The 769-nt window shown below is 46.9% G+C and carries 1 protein-coding gene and 1 pseudogene; both read left to right on the top strand.

Annotated elements, in window-relative coordinates:
- Nucleotides 1–254 (top strand): annotated as a pseudogene (locus R7E78_RS26080) (sensor histidine kinase); the annotation flags it as partial.
- A gap of 84 nt (nucleotides 255–338) precedes the next feature.
- A partial coding sequence (locus R7E78_RS26075; protein ID WP_318058604.1) for a sensor histidine kinase occupies nucleotides 339–769 on the top strand: 431 nt, incomplete at its 3' end.

Raw genomic sequence — 769 nt, 5'->3', positions numbered from 1 at the left:
CAAGCGAACGGTTGTTGCCTTTGATATCGTTCGGAATCATTGCCGTCGCTATTTGTATTTGGTTGTCTTGGAAGTTTTCTCGCTATGTTCGAACTCAAATGCAAGAGTTAGAACCTTGGCAGCTTAAACAGGCATTGAAAACGCATCAAGGCGTGTTGCAAGCGACGTATGAAGGATTAGTCGCGATAAACTCCGAGGGAAGTTTGTATCTTATTAATGATTCCGCGCGCGCTATGCTCAACTATCATCACTAGCTTGGCAACGTCTTTACCGACGGGATAGATAACCCTGAAAGTTTTTCGCTGAAAGGTGACGATTACATTAATGGATTGATTCGCGTGAATGGCAAAAACTTGGTGATGAACCGAGTTACACTTCGTACGTCGACAGGTGAACCTTATGGCGCGGTGTTTAGCTTGCGTGACCAAAATGAGATGCACGTACTCTCGGAGAAAATCAGTCAGGTGACGCAGTACATGGAGAACATGCGCGTTGCGCGTCACGAGTATCAAAATAAGCTTTCGACTATCTCGGGCCTCTTACAAATGGGGGCTTACGATAAAGCGCTTTCAGTTTGTTTGTCGCAAGCGAAAGCCAGTCAATCACAACTGGATTCGCTACATGCGCTGAATAGCAGACCGGCCTTGTCAGCCTTGATTTTGGCAAAGGCGAGCAAAGCCAACGAACTGGGTGTGGCACTGAGCATTGACTGCCAAAGTGATTTGAGCGCGCTGTCTCGCCGTTTGTCAGAAGAACAATTGTGTGGGTT

This window comes from Vibrio sp. YT-19(2023) (genome assembly GCF_033337395.1).
The sequence above is the reverse complement of the archived record's forward strand: the minus strand, read 5'-3'. Positions and strand labels throughout refer to the sequence as shown.